The following is a 5,405-nucleotide window of genomic DNA, read 5'->3' as shown; positions in this document are numbered from 1 at the left end:
CCTGGCCCACAGCGAGCAACAGTTCCGCCTGCTGGTCAGCGGCGTGGTCGACTACGCCCTCTACATGCTCGACCCCAACGGCATCGTCTCCAACTGGAACTCCGGGGCGCAGAATATCAAAGGCTACTCGGCGGAGGAGATCGTCGGGCAGCACTTCTCCCGCTTCTACACCGAGACCGAGCGGGCGGCCGGTGTTCCGTTGCGCGCGCTCAACACCGCCGCGGAGACCGGCCGCTACGAGGCCGAGGGCTGGCGGGTCAGGAAGGACGGCAGCCTGTTCTGGGCCAGCGTGGTGATCGACGCCGTGAGGGACGAGAGCGGCCACCTGATCGGCTTCGCCAAGATCACGCGGGACATCACCGACAAGCGCAACGCCCAGCTGGAGCTGCAGCGGGCGCACGAACAGCTTTCCCAGGCCCAGAAGATGGAGGCGCTCGGCCAGCTCACCGGCGGGGTCGCTCACGACTTCAACAACCTGTTGATGGTGGTCAGCGGCCAGGCGCAACTGCTGCGCAAGAAGGTCGGCGACGATCCGCGGGCGCTGCGGGCGCTCGACGCGATCGAGGCCTCGTCCAAGCGGGGAGAAGACCTGACGCGCCACCTCTTGTCCTTCTCCCGCCGGCAGCGGCTTCAGCCGGTCGCGGTGTCCCTGACCGAGCATGCGCCGGCCCTCAAGGAGCTGATCTCCGCTGGGCTGCCGAGCCGAGTGAGGCTGTTCGTCGATCTGCCCTCCACGCTGTGGCCGGTGCGGGTCGACATCGGCGAATTGGAGCTCGCCCTGCTGAATCTGGCCGTGAACGCGCGGGACGCCATGCCGTCCGGCGGCGCACTGACCCTCGTCGCCGAGAACGTCACCCTGGAGCCCGGCCGGCTGGCCGAAGACATTTCCGGCGAGTTCGTCGCCATCTCGGTGATCGATTCAGGGGTCGGAATTCCCCCCGACATCCTGCCGAAGATCTTCGACCCGTTCTTCACAACCAAGGACGTGGACAAGGGCACTGGCCTCGGCCTCTCCCAGGTGTACGGCTTCGCAAAACAGTCCGGAGGGACGGTCGTCGTGACCAGCGAGCTGGGCCATGGGGCGACCATCACCCTCTACCTGCCGCGCAGCACGACCCAGCCCATCGAGGGCGGCGTCGGCGAACGGGAGGCGCCCGCCGACGCGGTCGGCGCGAACATCCTGGTGGTGGAGGACAATCCCGAGGTGGCCGAGGTGGCGGCCGCCCTACTGGAGCAGCTCGGCCACCGCTGCCGGGTGGTGGGCAACACCGCCGCCGCCCTGGCGGCGCTGAGCGAAGGGGAGGCGCCCGACCTCGTGTTCACGGACGTGGTGATGGCCGGCGAGATGGACGGCATCGACCTCGCCCGTCGGCTGCGCGACGAAAACCCCGGTCTGCCGGTGCTGCTGGCGACCGGCTACGCCCAGACCGCGGAGGACCTGGGGGACGAGTTTCCCATCCTGCGCAAGCCCTACAAGCTGGACGACCTCGCGCGGGCGGTCAGCTCGGCCCTCGCCCGCCACGGCGGGAACCTGGTGCGCATCGACTCCGCCCGCCGCTCCCAGCGCGCGCGGGAGCGGCAGCGGCCCTGATGAGGCTCTAGGCCCAGACCCCGAACGGATCGACGAACGGCTTGCCGAGCGCGCCCGCCACGGCCGGGTGGGTGACCTCGCCCTTCAGCACGTTCAGCCCCTTGGCCAGGTGCTTGTCGCGGATCAGGGCGTCTAGGCCATGGTCGGCGAGACCGAGCCCGAACGACAGGGTCGCATGCACCAGCGCCTCGGAGGAGGTGCGCGGCGCCGCGCCCGGCATGTTGGCGACGCAGTAGTGCACCACCCCGTCGACCACGTAGGTGGGCTCGGCATGGGTGGTGGGCCGGCTGGTCTCGAAGCAGCCGCCCTGGTCGATGGAGACGTCGACCAGCACCGACCCCTTCTTCATCCGCGAAAGGTGCTCGCGGCGGACCAGCTTGGGCGCGGCGGCGCCGGCGGTCAGCACCGCGCCGATCACCACGTCGGCGCGGATCACCTCCTCCTCCACCGCGTCGAGCGTGGAGTAGCGGGTGAGGATGCGGCCCAGGAACATATCGTCCAGCACCCGCATCCGGGGGATGGAGCGCTCCAGCACCACCACCTCGGCGCCCAGGCCGGCCGCCATCCGCGCGGCGTTCATGCCCACCACGCCCCCGCCGAGCACGCAGATCCGCGCCGGCGGCACGCCCGGCACCCCGGAGAGCAGCAGGCCCATGCCGCCGTTGTGCTTGAGCAGGGTCTCACCGGCCGAGAACACCGCGATCCGCCCGGCCACCTCCGACATGGGCGCCAGCAGCGGCAGGCCGCCCGCTGCGTCCGTCACCGTCTCGTAGGCGATCGCCGCGCAGCCGCTGTCCAGCAGGCCCTGCGCCTGGCCGGGATCGGGCGCCAGGTGCAAGTAGGTGAAGAGGATGTGGTCGGCGGTGAGCCTCGCCCACTCCTCCGGCTGCGGCTCCTTGACCTTGACGATCAGCTTCGCGCCGGAGAACACCGCCGCCGCGTCCGGCGCGATCTGCGCGCCCGCCCGCCCATAGGCCTCGTCGGCGTAGCCGGCGCCCAGCCCGGCGCCGGTCTCTACCAGCACCTCATGCCCGCGGGCCACATACTCGCGCACGGCGGTGGGCGTCAGGCCGACGCGGTGTTCGCCGGGCTTGATCTCGCGGGGCACGCCGACGCGCATGATGGCCTCCTTCAGGGCATGTGTTCACGGGATGCCCGCGATCTGGCGCAACTTTGCGCCTCAAGGCAAGCAGCTCAAAGCGGCGGCGGCTCGGGCGCGGGCTCGGCGGGCGGGACGTCCAGCGCCGGCGGGGCTTCGACCGCGGGCTCGGGCGGCGGCTCGGCGGGGGGCGCCGGGTCGGGGACCAGGGCCGGCGCCTCGGGCGGCAGCTCGGGGATGATGTCCGGCTCCTTCTCGATGACCAGCTGGCGGCGCTTGCCGGGCGCGGCCTTGGCCTTCTCCTCGGGCGCAGAGGCCGCGGCCGCCTCCAACACGCAGGCGGCCGAGCCCGCGCGGCGGACAATGCCGGCGTTCGCGGTGATGCTGCCCGAGCGGCGGCGCACATAGGGCCCCGGCCGGTCAGCGCGCCATTCCAGCGGGTTGGGCAACACGGCGGCCATGCGGGCGGCCTGGTTCGCGGTGAGGTTCTTGGCCGAAACGCCGAAATACTTCCGCGCCGCCGCCTCGGCCCCGTAGATGCCCGGGCCCCACTCGATGGAGTTGAGGTAGACCTCCATGATCCGCCGCTTGCCCCAGCCGAACTCGATCAGGACTGTGAAGTAGGCCTCCAGCCCCTTCCTCACCCAGTCGCGCTGCGGCCACAGAAAGACGTTCTTGGCCGTCTGCTGGCTGATGGTCGAGCCGCCGCGGATGCGGTTCGGCTGGCGTTTGTTGCTCTCAAGGGCTTTCTGGATCGCCTCCACGTCGAAGCCTTTGTGCTCGCAGAAGCGGGCGTCCTCGGCGGCGATCACCGCCCGCACCAGGCGCGGATTGATCTCCTCCAGCGGGACCCAGTCGCGGGAGAAGCCGCGGCCCTCGAAGGCGCGCTGGACCATCAGGTAGGTCAGCGGCGGGGGCACGAAGCGGTAGGCGGCCACCGCCAGCACCGGTCCGATGATCCCGAAAATCATCACCGCCGTGACCAGGAGCCGGAAGAGCCGGCCGATCAGGCCCGGGCGGGAGCTGCGTGCCACTTGCGAGGATGTCCTTGCCTTGACGCGGAGGTCTGGTGCTAGCGAGCCTCGCCGTCCCCGGCAAGCGAGCCAAAGGTCTCACGCGTGAACGTCTCCGAAGCGATCGCCCGCCGCGTCTCGATCCGCGCCTTCAAGCCCGACCCCGTGCCCGGCGCCCTGGTGCGCCAGATCCTGGAGGCCGCCGCCAAGGCGCCCTCCGGCGGGAACCTGCAGCCCTGGCGGGTCTACGCGCTCTCCGGCGCCCCGCTCGCCGAGTTCAAGGCCGAGGTCGCCGCCAACCCGTTCGGCGAGACGCCCGAGTACGATGTCTATCCGCCCAACCTCTGGGACCCGTTCCGCACCCGCAGGTTCCAGAACGGCGAGGACCTCTACGCCACCATCGGCATCCCTCGCGAGGACAAGCCGGCGCGGCTGCGCCAGCTGGCCAAGAACGGGACCTTCTTCGGCGCGCCGGTGGGGATCTTCTTCTGCCTCGACCGCAAGCTCGGCCCGCCGCAGTGGGTGGACCTGGGCATGTACATGCAGAACGTCATGCTGCTGGCCGTCGAGCAGGGTCTCGACACCTGCCCGCAGGAATACTGGGCCCGCTATCCACAGACGATCGCACAGTTCCTGGGAATGCCGGAGGAGCTGATGGTCTTCTCCGGCATGGCTCTCGGCTGGCGCGATCCGGAGGCGCCGATCAACACCCTCCTCGCCAGCCGCGATGCTTTCGAAGTCTGGGGCGAGATGCAGGGGTTCGACTAAACCGTCATCCCGGGCCGCCGCCAGGCCGATCCGGGATGACGATGTATGATCAAGCGCTCGCCTTCGCCTCGGCGGCGGCGGCCTGGGCCTGTTCGGCCTCGGGGATAGCCAGGACGGCGGGCGTCACCGGCTGGCCGGTGGCTTCGGCGACGAGTTCGGCGGTGCGCGATTCCACAGCTTCCTCGAGCCTCGCCATGAACTCGCCGCGGGGCAGGCCCGTGGGGATCGGCTCGAGGAACTCCAGGATGGCGACGCCGGGATGCTTCTCGAACTTCTGCTGCGGCCAGAAGAGGCCGAGGTTGGTGGCGACAGGGACGACCGGCATTTCGAAGTCGCGGGCCATGTGGAAGACGCCGGTGCGGTAGCGGTAGCGCTGGCCGACGGGGGCCAGGTGGCCCTCCGGATAGATCAGGATCTTACGGCCCTCCTTGTGGGCCTCGGCGGCGGAGGCGGCGAGCGCGCGGCGCGCTTCGGGCCCGCCGCAGTTGTCGACCACGATGGCGCCGAGCTTGGCGAGCACGCCCTTGAGCAGCGGGAACCGCTCGAGGTGGTTGCCGGTGACGAAGGCCAGGTCCTCGAACTGGGAGTAGGCGCAGAAGCCGTCGCCCCAGGACTGGTGCTTGGCGGCGATGATGAAGGCGCCGTCTGGCAGCCGCTCGCGCCCGCGCACCTCTAGCTGGATGCCGGCGAACACCCGCATCGCCCAGACCATCCGCTTGGCGTAGCGGTTGCTGACCCGCCGCACGGCCCCGCGGCCGGGCGCCAGCGCCGCGGCCGCCGCGGCCAGGACGTGCACGATGGTGATCGCCCAGTAGGCGATGGCGAAGGCGATGCTTCTCATGGGGTCCGTCTCGATGCGGCGCTCAAACTGCGCGCCAGCCTGAAGGTTCGGCGGGCGGCCGTGAAGGCCGCCCCAAGGGCGATGACGCCGCAG

Annotated in this window: 4 protein-coding genes and 1 pseudogene; 2 read left to right on the top strand and 3 right to left on the bottom strand. The window is 70.6% G+C overall.

What is annotated here, in order from left to right:
• On the top strand, positions 1 to 1,591 hold a 1,591-nt coding region (locus VHK87_RS03265), incomplete at its 5' end, for a PAS domain-containing sensor histidine kinase (protein ID WP_329633466.1).
• A gap of 7 nt (positions 1,592 to 1,598) precedes the next feature.
• On the opposite strand, the gene ald is transcribed toward VHK87_RS03265, so the two are convergent.
• Positions 1,599 to 2,711, bottom strand: coding sequence for an alanine dehydrogenase (gene ald / locus VHK87_RS03260; protein WP_329633465.1), 1,113 nt, complete (start codon positions 2,709 to 2,711; stop codon positions 1,599 to 1,601).
• A gap of 311 nt (positions 2,712 to 3,022) precedes the next feature.
• Positions 3,023 to 3,661 (bottom strand): annotated as a pseudogene (gene mtgA, locus VHK87_RS03255) (monofunctional biosynthetic peptidoglycan transglycosylase); the annotation flags it as partial.
• Between the two features lie 147 nt (positions 3,662 to 3,808).
• On the opposite strand from mtgA, the gene VHK87_RS03250 reads away from it, so the two are divergent.
• Entirely contained in the window at positions 3,809 to 4,471 is a 663-nt protein-coding gene (locus tag VHK87_RS03250; RefSeq protein ID WP_329633464.1) for a nitroreductase, read from the top strand.
• A gap of 49 nt (positions 4,472 to 4,520) precedes the next feature.
• On the opposite strand, the gene VHK87_RS03245 is transcribed toward VHK87_RS03250, so the two are convergent.
• Positions 4,521 to 5,312: a lysophospholipid acyltransferase family protein gene (locus VHK87_RS03245; RefSeq protein ID WP_329633463.1), complete on the bottom strand. Its 792-nt coding sequence runs from the start codon at positions 5,310 to 5,312 to the stop codon at positions 4,521 to 4,523.
• Positions 5,313 to 5,405: the final 93 nt, after the last annotated feature.

It is taken from the genome of Phenylobacterium sp., from assembly GCF_036263695.1.
GTDB lineage: Bacteria > Pseudomonadota > Alphaproteobacteria > Caulobacterales > Caulobacteraceae > Phenylobacterium.
Note: the sequence above shows the minus strand (reverse complement) of the source record. Positions and strands in the feature narration are given on the sequence as shown.

Excerpts from the sequence above, each read along its gene's own strand:
- VHK87_RS03245 (WP_329633463.1), bottom strand. The coding sequence starts at position 5,312 with ATGAGAAGCATCGCCTTCGCCATCGCCTACTGGGCGATCACCATCGTG.
- ald (WP_329633465.1), bottom strand. The coding sequence starts at position 2,711 with ATGCGCGTCGGCGTGCCCCGCGAGATCAAGCCCGGCGAACACCGCGTC.